This is a genomic window from Terriglobus sp., from assembly GCF_965201105.1.
GTDB lineage: Bacteria > Acidobacteriota > Terriglobia > Terriglobales > Acidobacteriaceae > Terriglobus.
The window spans coordinates 711,383-726,317 of record NZ_OZ241741.1; the positions used below are offsets into that span (position 1 = coordinate 711,383).

Consider the following 14,935-nt stretch of genomic DNA (forward strand, 5'->3'; position numbering starts at 1 on the left):
CCCATTCCAAGTTTCGCAGCCTCGGCTTGCAGGCGCTGCGTGGAAAGCGACGTCTCGGTGTAGATGCCAGCCTTGTGCAGCAGCGTTTGGCGGAGCCGTTGCACAACCGGCGACCAATCGGAGCGTGATTCTCGAGTTCTTGGTCGAGGATGTGGATAAGGAATTTACTCGCGTGAAGGAAGCACTTGGCGAGTTCGTGCAAGAACCGACCGCCATGCCATGGGGCAATCGCTCTTTCCTCTTTCGGGATCCCGATGGCAACCTGGTTACTACTTTACCCCGGTCACTCCAAAGGCGATCAAGAAGTTCAAAGGCTAAACAAGCTCTGTGCCCCTCTAGCCGCATAGACTCCAAGTGCACTGCCGTTGCATAGGCATGGCTCCCTTGCCGAGAGGAGCCATGCTGGCTGTGCGCCGGGCGTTGCATCCACAACAGTTGGTAAGCCGTATGCTTGAACACAGACCATGTCTTCACATTCGTATCGCGTCGAAGTTCTTTACGGCTGCCCCATCGCTGAAGCGCTGATCCTTCTCAGCGTGCTCGCGATAGGCTTGCTGATCTGGCGACGAAGTCACCACGCCCTCTGGATTACTTTGGGCGGAAACGCGCTGCTGTTGTGTACGGCCTTTCTGGGAGTTTTGTATCTGACTGTCGCGTTGCCGCACCAGGATCGGGACAGGGCACCCTATGCGCTGGAGGGCAAACCGATGGCCCGCGTCGCCTACGCAGTCGCAAACGCAGCGACGCACACTGTCGACGAGCACCGCGGGAGTTCCGTGGCGCTGTATCTCTGGAATCCGCGGAGTAATGACAGCCAAGATGCCTTCGCGACGTTCAGCAGCATGGAGGGCGAGTTCAGACGCAAGGGAATCACTCTGCTGACGCTTGCGGATGTCGGCGCGCCCAACAGCGAGCCGATCGTCAGTCAGGCGCAGCTGCACCGTTCAGCAACCATCGTCGACGTGCCGGCAAATCTTTCGCCCGCGAATATAGGGCACAGCTTCACCTTTGTGATCGACCGTGAGGGCAACGTGACTCGCAGCTTCGTTTACGATCCAGACCAAGCAGGCTTACAAGAAGCGCTGGATCGACTCCGCTGAACATTCCGCCCTGCAGTGATGTCGATCTGCATCGCGCCTCGCGTGACGGCAAGCGTTAGCTCTTGCCCGGTGACGCTTACATGCTCCGCCAGAGCGGGTATGGCGGATGCGGGCTCGAGCGCTTTCGCCAAAGATCTCGGCGCAGGATGGCTGGTGCAAGAGGCGTTCGAGGAACTGTAATGCGCAGACCCTTCGTCCAAAAGCGCCGAGCATGACCCGAACGGGTCATCGTGCTCGGCTTTCGCTCGCCTCTCCAAAGCACGGCACACGGAGTCTTACAGGTTCTTGTTCAGCCACTCCTCGACCGACTGCACCGTATGAACTTTGTACGAGACGTTGTAGTGAAACAGGCCGCCATTCAGCGACTCCGACTCTTCTTTGGCATGGGAGACGACGACCTTCTGAATTTTTGCTTTCACCGCCGCCTTGCCTTCATTAGTGTTGCAAACGGAGTTGAGAGCATCTGTCACGTTCGCAAAATAAGCCCAGGGGCTCTGCTGGTTCAGATTGTCGGGGTCCGACTTGATGCCGGCGAACGAAGGATAGTCTACCGAGAAGGCGATGTTGGTTCCGCACTTCTTGTTGGTTTCTGCCGCGTACTGGGCGACCTGTATTTTGTCTTGCGCGATCATGTTCTTCTGCTCCAGGCTCTGCGCATAAGCAGTGGTTCCCAGCGGAAGAGCAGCAAGCATCCATGCAAAGCGAAACGTTTTCATAGGGGTCTCCATCGCCGAGTAGGCGTAAGCAGGATAAGAAGCGAACAGCTTCTCGCGGGATGTTTCGCGGAGCAATCTTTTCGCTGTGAACCAGCCTCCACTTCCGGCCTACGCAAATTCGCAGAACTGTCGCTGCTCAGGCTACTGAGCGTCCTTTGGCCGCAGACGCGAAAGTCGTTGCGTAGCACTCGACGGAAGACCGGCACTTCTGCCGAGGCCGCCGGTCTCGCCTGCTTCGGTTTGCTCCGTATGCACCGTCAGAATATGCCGAGAGCCCATACACGATGCACGCTTCGCAGAATTGATCAAACGTGCCACACTCACCAGCCTGCGAAGTCCGATCATCTCCGCTTTGTCAGCAGGAGGCCCGTAGGCCGATGTCATGCTCATACAGCCGAGCCCCATGGCTGAAACGCTGAGACCTTGCCCTAATGTTCGCTTCTGCATGCCTGCTCCCGTGAGACGCTCGGTTTAGATGCAAGCGAGAAGTGCAACCTGTCTCGCTCACAGTACCTCGCCGTACAAGAGTAGCAACTATACAGAACCTTTGTTATCGGACGTAACACACTCATTGCAAACGGCTTAAGCCCCATACTAGCACTAAGCTTTCGGGGGCGCGATAGCGTCTGTCGCCGCTTTGGCGATACGGAACTTTACCGTGGTCTTCGCAGCGATCTTGATCTGCTCACCGGTAGCGGGGTTGCGCCCCATGCGCTCCTTGCGTTCCGCCTTCACCAGCTTGCCCAGTCCCGGGATTGTGAACTCACCTGCTTCGCGCGTCTGCTCGGTCGCCATCTCAATCAACGCGTCGAAGAACGACTGAATCTGCTTCGGCTCCGCATCCAGCTTCTCGGCCATGCCTTTCACGATCTGAGTCTTCGTCATCTTCGCTGCTTTGACCGGTAGGACCTTCTCTGCTGAGTTCTTTGTTGCCATAGCCTTCTTGTTTCCTCTCGTGCTGAGCTTCCGGGCAGACACTCCAGCGTTCTGATGCTTGGCTCGTCTCACAAGGCGTTCCGATCAGGTCCAGCAGCTTAACTTTCCACAACGGCGTTTACCAGGACTAACGCGCCGGAGTTGCAAAAGGCTGACCGGCAGCAGTCTGCTGTAGAAATGCCGCTACTGCATCCCCTGCTGGTGGGTGTCCGACCCGCAGATCGCTATGGTGTGCCCCTGGAACCTCAACGAATGTTTTCTGCTTTGCCGGTGAGGCCGCGAACACCTCCCGCCCCTGTGTGATTGGAACCACATCGTCCTCAGAACCCTGCACCACCAGCAGCGGAGCTGAAATACTCGCGATCTCCTGAACGTTGTTGTAGATTGGTTGAACTTCAGCATCGACAGTGACTTTTACAAAACCGCGAGCGAGCCGCGGCACATCGTGCTTGGAGGACCAAGCCGCCATTTCATCTGCGCTCGCGGGCGGAGCCTGCAGAATCAACCCTGCAACAGTTCGCCGACTTGCAACATGCACCGCTAATCCCGTTCCGATCGACCAGCCGTATGTGACGATTGCGGGCAGAGAGCCATCACCTCGCGGCCCTTGGGCAGCAAGATGGTCGTGAACGAAGTCATACTCTTCCAAAGCAATTTCACGGGTCGACTTTACGTTCACTTTCCCCGTGCTGAAACCATACCCCGGGAAATCAAAACATACTGCGTTCACATGGAGCTTGTCCCTCAACCATGCGAGGCGCGCCTCCTCATGCACTAGGTCCTCGTTGCTCCCGTAAAAGAACAGCACAAACGGGTGAGTGGCGACCGTCCTCCCGTCGTCAACCTGCTTTGCACGGTAGATCCAACCACGTATACGACTTCCATCTTTGGCCGTGAACTCCACAGCCTCCCGGGTGGCTGGCTCGCTGGTCCAAACTGCCATGGCAGGAGCTTTGGGAGGTTGAAGCACGCTTGTATCGGTCAGGGTGTAACTGATTGCCGCAGCAAGCAGAAACGTCAGCATCGAACCTCCGTTTGATTGGGCAGACCCGCAATGGGAGCGGCTAAGCCGATGCGCACAACAAACGTGACACACTGACCCAAAGTACGCAGAACCAAACACAATGGTTCCATTTGAACCGACAAGTCGCATTAGCGTCAGTGACAGATATCGGAGCGAGTCCGGCCTGCCTGAGAGGCATCACTCCTACAGCGGCGTTTCTCGTGACTGAGGCGCACATCACCGACTCTGAGTGGCTGCGACGGCAAAGTAAAAGCCCCGACCGAAGCCGAGGCCTGTTCACGTCGCGCATCCGCTAGTAAGCGAACCGCTTGCGGGCGACGCCAACTGCGCCAAGCAGACCGGTACCGAGCAGAGCCAAGCTGGAAGGCTCAGGGGTGGCCGCAATGGGATCTGCTGCTGTGTAATTGTAGGTCAGCGTACCATTTACACCGGAGGTGGTCGAGAGGTTCTGAAATTGAAGAACGAGTTGCGTCTGCCCTGTTCCTTCGAGGTACTGATTAATGGAAGCGCTGTCTTGAGCGGTTCCGTTTGCCGATATGTTGAACGAATCGGAGCCTTTACCGCCTGCAGCATCACCTCCAGAGCCTGCGAACACAACAGGACGGCCCACAGCGGGAGAGACGCCCTGGAATGCATCTTGATCCCCGGCGAAACCCGCGGTGAAAGTCGCACGGCCAGAAAGCGTGAGCGAAATACTATTCAGTACTCCCAATGAAGGGTCGAACTGTTTGATCAAGCTTGATGCGATATTTTGCGAGGCATTGCTTGTATTCGCGGTGAACATCTCGCTAATAGAGTCAGCGTGAGCGGCGAGGCTGGCCGAGAGCAGGGCGGCGGCAGCAACGAGAGAGTAGGGGCGCATGGGATCTTCTCCTGGGGATAAGTGGAAAAAGGAAACGCAGGATGGCGCGGTCAAGCCTTGTACAACCTTCGCGGGAGCGAGGTGATCCGGCATGACCTTTGGTAACGCGAGTCTATGGGGCTGTTCGGCGAGCAGGATAGAGTAGGGGTACACGAAATCGTCATGCGCCCGAACAAAGGTTGTACACGACGCTATTTGGCGAGCCCGCCCAGCGACTCGCGCTCACGGAGGGCAAACTGCAGCAGTGCATTGGGCCCTGCCAGGCGGAGCTTGCTGCAGATGCGTGTGCGGTAGTTCTCGATGGTACGGCCGCTCAGGTCGAGCGCCGCCGCGATCTCACGGGAAGTCTTACCTTGGGCGATCTCCCGGACCAAGCGCAACTCCAGCGGGGTTAGCTGCTGCAACTCCGCAGGGAGCGGTCCTTTCGCCTTCGCCCCCTCGAGCGCATCGAGCACCTCCTGGCTCAGGTAGCTGCCGCCTCCGGCGACACGGCGTACGGCCTCCACCACCTGGACGACGGCAGAGCTCTTGATGATATAGCCGCGCACGCCTAAGTCCAGGGCCTCGGCGATGAGGTCGGCGCCGGTGTGGAGGGTCAGGATGATGACCCCGATCGTGATCCCTCGTCGCTTGAGTTCGCGAAGAACTGCAAGGCCGTTGCGTCCGGGCATATCGAGATCGAGGATGACGATGTCGGGTTGCCGGAAGCCGACGCACTCCAGAATCTCCTCCCCATTGGCCGCCTCGCCTACGATCGAGATGTAAGGTTCCCCGGCGAGAGACAAGCGGATCCCCTGCCGCATGAGGGGATGATCGTCGGCGATCAGGACGGTGATCGGTACGGGAATCAGGGGTTCTCCCGGCGGGTTCATGGGGTCATCCTTGCCTGGGGAGTCTGTGTGGCTTCGATGGTGACGGTGGTGCCCTGCCCGGGAACCGACATGATGGAGGCGCGCCCATGCAGGGCTTCGGCCCGTTCATGCATCCCCACCAGGCCCAGGGCGGAGCCTTTCCCCTCCGCAACGGCAGGAAAGCCTTTGCCATCGTCTTCGAGAACGAGGCGTAGAGAGTGTTCTGTGCGGATGATTGTGAAGCTGACGGAGGTGGCTTCAGCATGGCGAAGGACATTTCCGAGAGCTTCCTGCACAATGCGATAGAAGTTGATCTCGGTCTCCTTCGGAAAGAAGTTGTCAATGTTATCGACCGAGCACTGGACGCGAACCGTGCTGCTCCGTTCCAGGCTTTGGATCAGAGACAAGACGGCTTTGGTCAGGCCCAGCCGGTCGAGTTGGTACGGTCGCAGATCATACGAGATGGTTTCGACCTCCTTGATGGCGACGGCGGCCTGCTCGGCGATTGAAGCGAGGTGTCCTCCGGAGGTGGTCGACGAGCCGGGTGGCAGCATCGCCAGGGTGCGGATGAGCACGAGGTGCTGTCCGATGGAGTCGTGCAGCTCGTGAGCGATGCGCTTCCGTTCCCCTTCCTGGGTGGTAAGCAAACGGTGCGTAAAGAGGCGGCGATTGCGTTGATCTGCCAGATGCCTGCGACGCCGCAAAGCCACCTGATACACGAGAAAAGAGCCAATACTCAGAAGGACAAGCAGCAGAACCCACCACGATCGGTAGAAGGGTGTCAGCACCCTGACGTAGGTTGTGGCCGTGCCCCCAGCCCAGCCCTCGCCATCGGGATCTGCCGCCTGTACCTGAAACGTGTAACGGCCCGGTGAGAGATGGGAGTAGTACGCCACACGGCGGCTTCGCGCATAGACCCAGTCGCGATCGTAAGGCTGCAGCCGGTAGCGGAAGACAAGCTGTTCCGGGTTGTTGGAGCCAAGAGCCGAGTAGTGGATCTGCAGGTTGGTCTGCCCCGGCCGCAGCTCGATATGGTCCTGCGGAAGAGGACCGGACTGGTCCACCTCGTGCTCCTCAATGACCGGATGCGTATCGGGAGACAAAGTCCTGAGGGTCGATGGGCGGATGACGGCCACACCCTGTTCCGTTCCGAACCATAACTCTCCGTTCGGGCGGCGCAGGGCACCCTGGTCGCCAAGCGGGTCGAAGATCGAGGCGGGAAGACCATCCGCGGCGTCGAAGATGGTGACCTGTAGCCTGCCGGCAGTGTCCTGCAGCTTACGCTCGATGCTTCTGCCACGAACCCGCATCAGGCCAACATCGCTGCCCATCCAAAGATCACCTGCGTCGTCGAACTCCAGACTGTAGAGCACATCGGTCGGTAAGCCGTCCGCTGTGCCCAGCGCGTGCAAGGCATCGTCAGCGAAGCGCACAAGGCCGTGATCCTGCGTGGCTATCCAGACTGCGCCCGACCGATCCTGCCGCATTGCAACGATGGGGCCGTAGCTCCATGCGGCAAGCCCATGGTCCTGCCTGCCGTCACGAAACAGAAGCGGTCCACTCTCCGTCCCCGCCAGGAGCACACCGGCCGATGTTTGCAGCAAAGAACGGACGGGAAGCGTGCTCACGCGCTGCACAACGGGCCCCGTCATGCGGTACAGCCCTGACGTGGCCCCAATCCATGTCTCAGCCGTCCGCGTCGACAGCATCGCCTGGACCATGCCAGGTACCAGGCTGATGTGCTGGAAGCCACGCGGCGTAAGTTCTTCTACGCCGTCTAAACCTCGGGAGCCGATGAGCAGGTCTCCCCGGGCATCCTTCGCCAGCGTCTTGATCTGTATCCATTGCGGCGGCTGGTTGGGCGCCTGAACCGGATCAAAGGCAGCTTTGCGGGAGCCGGAAGAGCGATGAAGCACCCTCGTTCCGCCCGCCCATACCTGGCCACCCTGTTGTTGCAAGAGCACGGAGGCGATCTCCGGTGTGCCCGCCGTCGGCATGATGCCAAAGCTGTTCCGCCGAAACTGAAACAGGTCTGTTCCGGCCGTGCCGGCCCACAGCGCTCCGTTGCGGGTCTCGAGAACCTGTAGCAGAAAAGGTGCCTTCAGCTCAGGGAGCGGGAAAAGCCGGCCATCTTTCCAGAGCGATGTATGGGCGCTGTGATCTGTCAGCCAAAGATAGCCATCCCGATCCTCGTAGCTGACGAGAGCGTCGGGGGGAAGGCCTTCATAGTGGCTCAGCCTGCCCTGCTCTGCGCAAAAAACCGTCGTCGGATACGAAAACATCGAATACCAGACCCTGCGAGATCGGTCTTCAAAGATCTCCCGGACATCGTCTTCAAACGGCCGCTGTAGCGCAGGAGTGGGAAAGCTGGACCAGTGTCCATAGGCAAAGCGCTCCAGTCCGTTCCGGCCGTGTCTCCACAAACCGGCTTTTGCGAAATCTACGGTTCTTTGCCGAGAGTAGGGTACGACCGTTCCAGAGCTTCGGTCGCCTCCGCCAGGTATAGCCCGGCCCAGACGGCCATCCGTCCAAGCATTGACTCCAGCTTCTGTGTAGATCCAGGTGATCCCGTTCTCGTCCCCGTCGATCCGGAGTACCTTACCGCCGAAAAGTCCTTGTTTCTCCTGGTACGTCTGCCAGTGACCATGGTCGTTGCGCAGTACCCCTGAGAAATCGGTGCCGGCCCAGACCACGCCTTTAGGGTCTTCCCAGAGTGTGCCGAAGCTGATGCGATCGCCCAGCATCCCGGGCGTGTTCTGGGTAGTGAAGCTGGTAAAGCCAACCCCGTCGAAACGTAGTAGTCCCTTGCCCGTACCCAACCAGAGATACCCCTCCCGGGTTTCCAGCATCGCGAGTACGGTGCGCTGACGAGCGTCTTGGCTTGGCGTCCAGGTACGTACCAGCAGATCGCTCGCAAGAGCAGCTCGCAACCCAAGGCACAGGACAAACAGCGTAGTGAATTCGCGTCTGGTCCGGCTACGAAGCGATGTGGCTCCGAACAACGTGTGTCCTCGTGTAGGCGGGTTCTCTCCTGGAGGAGTACCGACCTAAGACTACGGAAACTGCGTCGAAGCTGCCAGAGTAGGGCTACACGCAATCGCGAATGGGCCACGACACCTGAAGAATCACGGCGACCGGGACGAATCAGTACCGATAAGTCGCATTGTAGAAGTAATCGCGTTTATGCAGAACTAGGTGTCTGGCCTTCGTTGAAAAGACTGCAGCTGACTTCCGCCGGGTTGCCGCTCCGCTTAGGCCTGTTCGGTTGTTTTAACCGCAGCGGTCTTCTTAGCGGGAGCTTTCTTGCTGGCGGTCTTCTTGGCCGCAACCTTCTTCGCCGGTGCTTTCGCAGCGGACTTGGCGGCCTTGTTCTGCTTGGCCCAGCGTGCCTTCTGCGCTTCAGCGATCTTCTGCCTGCCCTCCGCGCTCATACCCTTGCGAACGGCCTTCTCAGGCTTTGCCAACGCCTCATCCGCATCGACTGCAGCTGCTACCTGCTGACGCAGGTTCTGTAAACGTTCGATCTCGGCGTCGATGGAAGCAAGGAACTGCGTGGAGCTTGTTGCAAAGTCACGGGGCATGCTTCCAGCCTAGCGGGTCATTCATTTCCGGTCTATGTCTGAAGCATCGCGTTGCTCTTCACTTGCTGTTGAGCAACGCCATCGGTTCGCCTTCGTCGTCCGGTCCTTGCAGCATCTCCGGCCCGTTGTTGCGCACGTTGCCGACCTTGGGATGTGCTTTCGCGGCGTGCATCGCTTCGGCCTCATACGGCCGCAGGAGATCGACGGGCGGCTGTTCGACGTGGCCGCGCTCGAGCCAGCGATCGTAGTCGCGCGGGTGGAGGATGACGGGCATGCGGTCGTGGACCTCGGCCGTCAACTCATTCGGCGTGGTGGTGATGACCGCGAAGGACTGAAGCCAATCGCCGGTATCAGGGTTCTTCCATGCGTGCCACAGACCCGCAAAGGCAAACGGCAGCCCATCGGTAAGCGTGTACACCCAAGGCTGCTTCGTCTTGGGGTCGATCTTCTTCCATTCGTAGAAGCCGTCCGCGGGTACCAGGCAGCGGCGCTTTTGGAACGGTCCACGCCAGAGCGCCCGCTCCTGCAGGGTCTCGGCCTTGGCGTTGATGGTGGAGAAACCCTTCCAGTCGAGGAGGCTCTTGGCGAAGTACGGAACCAGGCCCCACCGCATGAGCACCATCTCGCGCTCGCCCGTGTCCCGGTTCAGGCGGATCACCGGCTGAAAGGTCGCGGGAGCGATGTTGTAGTCGGGAGGAAGCGGCAGCTCCGGCAGCTCGGCGAGACGGAAGGCTTCCGCGATGCGCTGTTTGTCGGAGCGGCGAACGTAACGGCCGCACATCAGTGCCTGCCTCTTGGAAGGTGCCCGCCAAGTATGCTCCCGAGCAGGCCGGCGAGACGGCTCCAGAACGTCGGTTCCACTGTCGTGTTTCGTTCGCGCTAGAGCTCCAGTTGCCGGGTCTCTTTCCGGCTCCGTGCCCGCGCGATGCGTCGTGCCTGAACGGCATCGACGCTGTTCGGGTTGGGTGCATCGCCGAAGTGAACGGCGGCATACTGCTTGACCCTGCGACGTGGCATGGCAGGGAGTGTACCGAAGTCACCGGGCTACGGCCATCCCCCTCAGGGCTGCAGGTCCTCGTCGCCCGGCAGCCACCATGGGATATCCTTCTGCGCGAAGAGATTCGGGTGACGCCCGGTGAGTTCCGTGATCACCTCCAGCGCCAGCCGAACCGCGTAGCCCACCTCCTGCCAGAGCTTGTTGTCGGGTTGGTCCCGGTTGTGCACCGTAACGGGCCACCGCGCCGTGCGGACCGCGAGGACTACGCAGGCACCGATGAGCACGGCACCGCCCAGCTTGCTCTTGTCCACTTCCTTGTCGTATCCGCCGACCTTCATGCCGCGGACCTCCGCCGTGGGCGGGTGAGCCGCTCGTACTGACCGGGTAAAAGCCGCAGCCGTACCATGCCGCGACGGACAGAGAACAGCTTGCGCTCCATCTCCCGCTCCGCGTGCATCGGTTGGTAGCTGGCGTTCACGATGCGATACAGCGGCTCCTGCGTCTTGTAGGAGCATGTCCAGGCGAGAGGCGTTCGCCCATCCGCTTCGGTGAACGTCACCCGGTAGAGGTCGTGCGCGAAGTCGAAGAGCATCACCACCGTCTTGAGCTGGGCTTCCATGCAGCGGAGGCAGAGCCGGGCGCCGACGCCGCCATCCATTCGGGGCGGCAGCGGGTTGCGGCATTTGCAACAGACAGCGCCACGTTCGATCTGCCGGATCGTGGATGATCGGGGGCCGCCCATGTGGTCTACTATAGGCGAAGAAAAGGCGAATCACACTGTGGAAGTTTGCTGCTTCCGCTTACCATTCGTCTCAGGTGCAATCCCATGCCGAAGCCAGAACACAGCGTGAACGAGTCCGCAGCAGCGCCGGGCCACGTGCCGGAGCAGTACGAGGCAGGCTACAGCGCCCGCTACGGTGAGGAGCCGTTCAGCCTCGGTGCGACCACCAGCTGGCAAGCCGGGTGGAACGATGCCAACCGGGAACTGGGGAATTTCGAAGAGCTCTTCACGCCGGCACAACCGTCCTTGCCGTTCTTCAGATCTGGCGATGAGGCAAGGCGGCGCGGTCTGCCCTTCGACGCCTCTTGCTCCGAAGAGTGGAAGCGAAGCTGGATCGCATCGGACATCCTGTTAGGCATGGCAAACCTGCAGGTCGAAAACTGAGATCGTGCTCTATCTGTGAAGCGCGCTCTCCCACACTCAGCGAACCGTGTTGCCGGGAATCTCGTTCGTGGACCGCTGCCACATGTCGTCGAACTTTCCCGAAACGCTTCCAATGCCTCCGGCGAGGACTCGTACAGAACGTCATTGTCCTGACGCTTTAACCCGGTAGGAGACCAATTTGCAGAGCCAGTGCGCAGGAGCCGTCCGTCGATGGAGTAGCTCTTGAGGTGCATGAGGTCCTTCGTGCCCTTCACCCGGACCTCGACATCCCCTGAAAGCAGGATGCTGGTTGTGGTGAAGATGCTCCCTTGCATCTCTTGTGCAAACTGGTCCCGGTCCCGGTAAACCCGGACGTGGACGCCTCGACGTGTAAGCCTTGCAAGCTCTTCTGCAAGTTCCCGGTCCGTGAAGCTGTACATTGCAACATCGACGGTGTGGGTTGCCGTTTCCAGCTGGGCCAACTCGCTCCGTTCCAGGTTGGTCCCCGGCGAGTAGAAATGACCGTCCACTTGCGACCATCCGGGAGCGACGGCCAGCAAGAAGCTGAGAAGCGCGTATGCGGCCTTGAGCATCTCGTTAGGTTAGCGGTCTGCCCAAAAAGATCAAATGCCTCAAAAGCGGCAGCGAGTGCCCGCTGCACCTCTTTATCACGTCACGCCGTCGTGTGGCAGAGGCTACTCGATGGCAAGGCCGCGAGCCGGGCCGGAAACTTGCTGTTTGAGCTGCTGGCTCAGACCATCGGTCGCGATGAACTGGAGCTTGTCTCCTCCGGCCGCGTTCGCCGGCAGATCAACGGTGTGACCCACTGCAAGCTTGCTGTCGTGCGTTTTCATGATGAAGTCTGGACCTCCTTTGGAATAGAGAAGCCCGCGGTATTCCTGCCCCGGAACGGTCGCGGCGATGTACGCGTGGGAGGTGTTCGTCTCTTCCCCATGCTTGGTTCAGGTGATCTAGTGCGCGACGCATGGCATGAACCCGGTCCGGGTCCGCTGCCTCTGCGATGAAGCGCTCCATCATGCCGTGCTGACCCTTGGTTTGCGCGATGCTGGCCTGGACGATGCGTCCTGGGTTCCGATGCTGAGGTCTACCGGGTGACCGGCACGTGAGCGATTTCTTCCAGAAAGAGCCGCTGCGTCCGGCCGTTCCCTTCAGGAAACGGGTGGAGCTGGTTCACCTCGCCGTGCAGACGCGCAAGCTGACCCACGAACTCAGGACGGGACAAGCCGCGGAGGTGGTCCTTGTCTGCAAGCTCTCGAAAGATGCGCCGACCCTCGGCCTTGATCTGCGCGGAGGGCGTGAATGCGTGCGCCGTTCCACCCACGTAATCCTGCTTGGCAGCGTCGAAACCCTCGCGAACCTTCCCGGCCCACTCGTACACGTCCTGGTACACGCGGCGGTGCATCTCTTTCAGGTGGTCGAAGTCGAGCCGTCCTGGTACTGGGTCTCGTTTCAGCTCTGCGATGCGAAGAGAGGTGAACGCTTCCTCACGCTGCTTGAGGTCTTCAGGAGAACGGGCACCTACCAGATTGCGATAGGTGCCCGTTCTTAGATCGACGTAGGATTCAGGCCGAAGTCACTGAATGCCATCAGGAAAGGCCGTAGTGACGCCTCGCGGCTTGCACGGCTTCCTCGATCTCAATCTCGCCTTCCATGTAACGCTTCTGGAGGTCCTGGCTAAACGTTGAGGGGAACAGACCTTCCATGGCGTTGTGTCCGTTGGCGCTGGCGATGGCGGCCGCGCGTGACATCCGCGCTTTGCCGCTGATTTCTCTGACCTCGGGAGGGTGCTTACCTGCTGGGTGTGGAAGAGCTGTTGTAGAAGTGCTCATACATTCCCTCAGCTCTATTTTATCAGTGTTCATGCGGGTCTGAAGCACTCGGAGCACCATGGAAATGACACGTTCGTGCAAAGCGTGGAACGGTGAAACTGTCCCACCCTTCACACCGCCGCTTGGAAGACGCCGGTGAAGCTGGGCGTCTCCCACATTCCCACGATGCTGGGTGGCGAATCTTTCGACAATGAAAGATGACAATGCAGCAAGATCGGCGGTGGGCCATCGTGAAAAACGTGAGGACACTCGCTCAGGGCTACGGCAATGCAAGTTTCGACGTTCCGGGCGCGGTTGGAAAGACTGTAGCTGCCATGCGCGTCTACGAGGCCCCACCTTATGGCAGAGAGGTGCTTCTTGCCTTCAGGGACGGGACAGAGCTGGTTGTCGAGCTGAACATCGCTATTTCGGCCCTCGCAAAGCACTACAGGCCCCACCCCGGCGAGCTAGAAACATTGGGTGAATGGAAGGATGCTCCAGCTCAGGCATAGACCTTGAGACTCAACTAATTCTCTTCCCACAGGTGTCGTAGTACGACACAATATGCGTATGGGAGAGCTCGCGTACATCTCCGAGAATTGCCCTCTCTGCGACGGTCAGGGCATGCAAATTGTTGTCGGAGAAAATGGCAATCGTTACGCCCAGCCCTGCTCCTGCAAGGAGCAACGGCGTGGCTCCCAAACCTTGTCCCGCGCCCGTATCCCGGTGCGTTATGAACATTGCGATCTGGAGTCTTACGCCTTCGACCACTCCGGTGCACACCCGTCGCTTCGCAAGGCGTACATGCTGGTGGGTCACTATCTCCAAGAGTACCCACTTGGCACCGATGGCAACGGCCTTCTCTTTACCGGTTCCATCGGTGTGGGCAAGACGCACCTCGCGGTAGCCTTGCTTCGCGAGCTCATCCTGAATCGCGGTGCGAGTGGTCTCTTCTATGACTACCGTGATCTGCTCAAGCAAGTGCAGAACAGCTACAACCCGAACGTCGCTGAAACCGAAATGGAAGTGCTTGCGCCCGTCTTCGATGCTGAAGTTCTGGTGCTCGACGAGATCGGCGCTTCCAAGCCGAGCGAGTGGGTCTGGGATACCGTCGCTCACATTCTGAACACGCGCTACAACAACCGCAGGGTGACAATTCTCACAACCAACTATCCCAACCTGCCGCCTGCGGGATCGCGCTATGCAGACAACGCAAGCGGCCAGGTGCGGGCGGCGATGCGTGAGGAAACCCTTGGGGATCGCATCGGGGAGCGTATGCGTTCGCGCCTGCAGGAGATGTGCCTGCCGATCGAGATGACCGGCCAGGACTTTCGGCAGAATATCAAACGCGCATTCCTGGATTAAGGAAGCGCGCTGCAAGCGCCATGTCCGCAGCGCCCTGCCTCAAATTTTCTCGTTGTTGTGATCAAAAGCTTTCGACAGCATCTCTAAAACGTCAGGTTTTACGGGATGAACTTCTATTCCGTCACGGGAAAACGTCACGAAACGGGCAAGCCGTGAACCGAATAGCATCGACATCTGCTTACGCCAACCCGAGGGCATACCAGGCTCGAAAACTATTTCAGGGGTCTGGCCGGGAGTAACCAACGCCGTGAGCACCGTTTCGAAATGGTCGGCAACGCGTATCCGAAACTTCAGAGCCGACGAAGTGCTCTCGGCTGTCGACAAGGATGCCGTCAAGTTTGTCCCCTTGACAAGTGCCTCATCCACCAGTTGAGTGATGCTGGCGACCTTATTTCCGCCCTGGCCGAGAAACAACACCAAAGCTGAATCTACCGATGTAGTGAACACGGCGTTCTCGACGGAGCTGTTCGTTGCTGTAGAAGTCATCCAATCTGTCCTCACCCTTGTGTGCATTTTAAGATTCCCGTCCT

20 protein-coding genes and 1 pseudogene are annotated in these 14,935 nt (G+C 59.4%); 5 read left to right on the forward strand and 16 right to left on the reverse strand.

The annotated features are described in order from the left end of the window. The first annotated feature begins 124 nt into the window (after nt 1–124). A complete protein-coding gene (locus ACOFKT_RS03115; RefSeq protein WP_419805974.1) occupies nt 125–373 on the forward strand; it encodes a VOC family protein in 249 nt (82 codons plus the stop codon). Between the two features lie 91 nt (nt 374–464). Continuing rightward, complete coding sequence (locus ACOFKT_RS03120; RefSeq protein ID WP_419805975.1) at nt 465–1,100, forward strand: hypothetical protein; 636 nt, start codon at nt 465–467, stop codon at nt 1,098–1,100. Between the two features lie 275 nt (nt 1,101–1,375). Here the strand turns inward: ACOFKT_RS03120 and ACOFKT_RS03125 are convergent, their stop codons facing one another. The 11 genes from ACOFKT_RS03125 to ACOFKT_RS03175 all read right to left on the reverse strand — a co-directional run bounded on the left by ACOFKT_RS03125 (nt 1,376) and on the right by ACOFKT_RS03175 (nt 10,809). Beyond that, the gene (locus ACOFKT_RS03125) at nt 1,376–1,891 is read right to left on the reverse strand and encodes a hypothetical protein (protein WP_419805976.1); all 516 of its coding nucleotides are present in this window, start codon (nt 1,889–1,891) and stop codon (nt 1,376–1,378) included. Between the two features lie 525 nt (nt 1,892–2,416). Continuing rightward, nucleotides 2,417–2,701, reverse strand: coding sequence for an HU family DNA-binding protein (locus ACOFKT_RS03130; protein WP_419805977.1), 285 nt, complete (start codon nt 2,699–2,701; stop codon nt 2,417–2,419). A gap of 178 nt (nt 2,702–2,879) precedes the next feature. Continuing rightward, nucleotides 2,880–3,776 (reverse strand): alpha/beta hydrolase, encoded by an 897-nt coding sequence (locus ACOFKT_RS03135; RefSeq protein WP_419805978.1) that lies wholly within the window; start codon nt 3,774–3,776, stop codon nt 2,880–2,882. A 292-nt stretch (nt 3,777–4,068) separates the two neighbouring features. Beyond that, nucleotides 4,069–4,638 carry a PEP-CTERM sorting domain-containing protein gene (locus ACOFKT_RS03140; protein ID WP_419805979.1) on the reverse strand — a complete coding sequence of 190 codons (570 nt, stop codon included), beginning with the start codon at nt 4,636–4,638 and terminating at the stop codon, nt 4,069–4,071. 191 nt (nt 4,639–4,829) lie between these two features. After that, entirely contained in the window at nt 4,830–5,510 is a 681-nt protein-coding gene (locus ACOFKT_RS03145) for a response regulator transcription factor (protein WP_419805980.1), read from the reverse strand. Further along, nucleotides 5,507–8,338, reverse strand: coding sequence for a triple tyrosine motif-containing protein (locus ACOFKT_RS03150; RefSeq protein ID WP_419805981.1), 2,832 nt, complete (start codon nt 8,336–8,338; stop codon nt 5,507–5,509). The genes ACOFKT_RS03145 and ACOFKT_RS03150 overlap by 4 nt, the downstream gene beginning before the upstream one ends. A 402-nt stretch (nt 8,339–8,740) precedes the next feature. Beyond that, nucleotides 8,741–9,070 (reverse strand): hypothetical protein, encoded by a 330-nt coding sequence (locus tag ACOFKT_RS03155; RefSeq protein WP_419805982.1) that lies wholly within the window; start codon nt 9,068–9,070, stop codon nt 8,741–8,743. A 58-nt stretch (nt 9,071–9,128) separates the two neighbouring features. Beyond that, nucleotides 9,129–9,851, reverse strand: a complete 723-nt coding sequence (locus ACOFKT_RS03160; protein ID WP_419805983.1) for an SOS response-associated peptidase — start codon at nt 9,849–9,851, stop codon at nt 9,129–9,131. A 98-nt stretch (nt 9,852–9,949) separates the two neighbouring features. Continuing rightward, nucleotides 9,950–10,087 carry a hypothetical protein gene (locus ACOFKT_RS03165; RefSeq protein WP_419805984.1) on the reverse strand — a complete coding sequence of 46 codons (138 nt, stop codon included), beginning with the start codon at nt 10,085–10,087 and terminating at the stop codon, nt 9,950–9,952. Nucleotides 10,088–10,129: 42 nt separating this feature from the next. Then, on the reverse strand, nt 10,130–10,405 hold the full coding sequence (locus ACOFKT_RS03170; RefSeq protein ID WP_419805985.1) for a hypothetical protein: 276 nt from the start codon (nt 10,403–10,405) through the stop codon (nt 10,130–10,132). Then, entirely contained in the window at nt 10,402–10,809 is a 408-nt protein-coding gene (locus tag ACOFKT_RS03175) for a hypothetical protein (protein WP_419805986.1), read from the reverse strand. Before ACOFKT_RS03175 ends, ACOFKT_RS03170 begins: the two co-directional genes overlap by 4 nt. 84 nt (nt 10,810–10,893) lie before the next feature. Here ACOFKT_RS03175 and ACOFKT_RS03180 point away from each other — a divergent pair, with 84 nt between their 5' ends. Beyond that, nucleotides 10,894–11,232 (forward strand): hypothetical protein, encoded by a 339-nt coding sequence (locus tag ACOFKT_RS03180; RefSeq protein WP_419805987.1) that lies wholly within the window; start codon nt 10,894–10,896, stop codon nt 11,230–11,232. A gap of 110 nt (nt 11,233–11,342) precedes the next feature. On the opposite strand, the pseudogene ACOFKT_RS03185 reads toward ACOFKT_RS03180, so the two are convergent. The 4 genes and pseudogenes from ACOFKT_RS03185 to ACOFKT_RS03200 all read right to left on the reverse strand — a co-directional run. Further along, nucleotides 11,343–11,804: pseudogene (locus tag ACOFKT_RS03185) on the reverse strand (phospholipase D-like domain-containing protein); the annotation flags it as partial. Nucleotides 11,805–11,906: 102 nt separating this feature from the next. Continuing rightward, on the reverse strand, nt 11,907–12,065 hold the full coding sequence (locus tag ACOFKT_RS03190) for a hypothetical protein (RefSeq protein WP_419805988.1): 159 nt from the start codon (nt 12,063–12,065) through the stop codon (nt 11,907–11,909). A 251-nt stretch (nt 12,066–12,316) separates the two neighbouring features. Then, entirely contained in the window at nt 12,317–12,757 is a 441-nt protein-coding gene (locus ACOFKT_RS03195) for a Fic/DOC family protein (protein ID WP_419807091.1), read from the reverse strand. Between the two features lie 61 nt (nt 12,758–12,818). Further along, entirely contained in the window at nt 12,819–13,061 is a 243-nt protein-coding gene (locus tag ACOFKT_RS03200) for an antitoxin VbhA family protein (protein WP_419805989.1), read from the reverse strand. A 197-nt stretch (nt 13,062–13,258) separates the two neighbouring features. Here ACOFKT_RS03200 and ACOFKT_RS03205 point away from each other — a divergent pair, with 197 nt between their 5' ends. Beyond that, nucleotides 13,259–13,552 carry a hypothetical protein gene (locus ACOFKT_RS03205; RefSeq protein WP_419805990.1) on the forward strand — a complete coding sequence of 98 codons (294 nt, stop codon included), beginning with the start codon at nt 13,259–13,261 and terminating at the stop codon, nt 13,550–13,552. A 112-nt stretch (nt 13,553–13,664) separates the two neighbouring features. Next, nucleotides 13,665–14,405, forward strand: coding sequence for an ATP-binding protein (locus tag ACOFKT_RS03210; protein WP_419805991.1), 741 nt, complete (start codon nt 13,665–13,667; stop codon nt 14,403–14,405). Between the two features lie 39 nt (nt 14,406–14,444). On the opposite strand, the gene ACOFKT_RS03215 is transcribed toward ACOFKT_RS03210, so the two are convergent. Beyond that, on the reverse strand, nt 14,445–14,891 hold the full coding sequence (locus ACOFKT_RS03215; protein WP_419805992.1) for a hypothetical protein: 447 nt from the start codon (nt 14,889–14,891) through the stop codon (nt 14,445–14,447). Between the last annotated feature and the right edge of the window lie 44 nt (nt 14,892–14,935).

Excerpts from the sequence above, each read along its gene's own strand:
- ACOFKT_RS03160 (WP_419805983.1), bottom strand. The coding sequence starts at position 9,851 with ATGTGCGGCCGTTACGTTCGCCGCTCCGACAAACAGCGCATCGCGGAA.
- ACOFKT_RS03175 (WP_419805986.1), bottom strand. The coding sequence starts at position 10,809 with ATGGGCGGCCCCCGATCATCCACGATCCGGCAGATCGAACGTGGCGCT.
- ACOFKT_RS03150 (WP_419805981.1), bottom strand. The coding sequence starts at position 8,338 with ATGCTGGAAACCCGGGAGGGGTATCTCTGGTTGGGTACGGGCAAGGGA.
- ACOFKT_RS03210 (WP_419805991.1), top strand. The coding sequence starts at position 13,665 with ATGCAAATTGTTGTCGGAGAAAATGGCAATCGTTACGCCCAGCCCTGC.
- ACOFKT_RS03130 (WP_419805977.1), bottom strand. The coding sequence starts at position 2,701 with ATGACGAAGACTCAGATCGTGAAAGGCATGGCCGAGAAGCTGGATGCG.
- ACOFKT_RS03205 (WP_419805990.1), top strand. The coding sequence starts at position 13,259 with ATGACAATGCAGCAAGATCGGCGGTGGGCCATCGTGAAAAACGTGAGG.
- ACOFKT_RS03155 (WP_419805982.1), bottom strand. The coding sequence starts at position 9,070 with ATGCCCCGTGACTTTGCAACAAGCTCCACGCAGTTCCTTGCTTCCATC.
- ACOFKT_RS03215 (WP_419805992.1), bottom strand. The coding sequence starts at position 14,891 with ATGACTTCTACAGCAACGAACAGCTCCGTCGAGAACGCCGTGTTCACT.
- ACOFKT_RS03145 (WP_419805980.1), bottom strand. The coding sequence starts at position 5,510 with ATGAACCCGCCGGGAGAACCCCTGATTCCCGTACCGATCACCGTCCTG.
- ACOFKT_RS03140 (WP_419805979.1), bottom strand. The coding sequence starts at position 4,638 with ATGCGCCCCTACTCTCTCGTTGCTGCCGCCGCCCTGCTCTCGGCCAGC.
- ACOFKT_RS03180 (WP_419805987.1), top strand. The coding sequence starts at position 10,894 with ATGCCGAAGCCAGAACACAGCGTGAACGAGTCCGCAGCAGCGCCGGGC.
- ACOFKT_RS03135 (WP_419805978.1), bottom strand. The coding sequence starts at position 3,776 with ATGCTGACGTTTCTGCTTGCTGCGGCAATCAGTTACACCCTGACCGAT.
- ACOFKT_RS03170 (WP_419805985.1), bottom strand. The coding sequence starts at position 10,405 with ATGAAGGTCGGCGGATACGACAAGGAAGTGGACAAGAGCAAGCTGGGC.
- ACOFKT_RS03190 (WP_419805988.1), bottom strand. The coding sequence starts at position 12,065 with ATGAAAACGCACGACAGCAAGCTTGCAGTGGGTCACACCGTTGATCTG.
- ACOFKT_RS03120 (WP_419805975.1), top strand. The coding sequence starts at position 465 with ATGTCTTCACATTCGTATCGCGTCGAAGTTCTTTACGGCTGCCCCATC.
- ACOFKT_RS03200 (WP_419805989.1), bottom strand. The coding sequence starts at position 13,061 with ATGAGCACTTCTACAACAGCTCTTCCACACCCAGCAGGTAAGCACCCT.
- ACOFKT_RS03165 (WP_419805984.1), bottom strand. The coding sequence starts at position 10,087 with ATGCCACGTCGCAGGGTCAAGCAGTATGCCGCCGTTCACTTCGGCGAT.